We start from the raw sequence: 601 nt of genomic DNA, 5'->3' as shown, positions 1-601 counted from the left end.
ATCCTCCTTCACCGGATAGCCAAAGCCTCCGGATTTGCCGGACAATTAATTGTGAATCCGCCTATTCGAATCAAATCAGGGTCGTTCTTGAACGACCCAATTTACCGCAAGAAGAATATACTGTTGGCATCTGCCAAGGCTGCAACACAAAACGGATTGGTGCTTATTTTACTTGATTGCGAAGACGACTGTCCAGGAGAAGTAGGGCCGAAGATACTTCAAGATGCCAAGTCAATTCGCAGCGACATCAACATGCTTGTAGCTCTCGCGCAAAAAGAGTACGAATCATGGTTTTTGGCAGCAGCTACGTCACTGCGAGGGCTTGTTGGACTTCCGGAGGACCTTGAAGCGCCTCGAAACTCCGAAGCAATCCGGGGAGCAAAAGAGTGGCTTCGAAGTAGAATGAGCGTGACTTACGATCCCATTATTCACCAAGCCATGTTCAGCCGCGCAATGGACCTTGAACAAGCGAAGATCAATTCATCATTTAAGCGACTGTGTGAGAAAATAGGACGATTCCTTTCCGCACAAGCGAACCCTGGTTCACCGTAGCACGCGTAGCCCGGGTCTTCGTTGATCGTAGCCCGGCTGGAGCGTAGCG

General features: G+C 49.9%; 1 protein-coding gene. It reads left to right on the top strand.

The window, feature by feature from the left end; translation table 11 throughout:
* Positions 1 to 552: hypothetical protein (locus tag ABTU92_RS30210; RefSeq protein WP_408095220.1), on the top strand; the 552-nt coding region annotated here is incomplete at its 5' end.
* Positions 553 to 601: the final 49 nt, after the last annotated feature.

Source organism: Rhodoplanes sp. SY1 (assembly GCF_046000175.1).
Lineage (GTDB): Bacteria > Pseudomonadota > Alphaproteobacteria > Rhizobiales > Xanthobacteraceae > Rhodoplanes.
The sequence above is the reverse complement of the archived record's forward strand: the minus strand, read 5'-3'. Positions and strand labels throughout refer to the sequence as shown.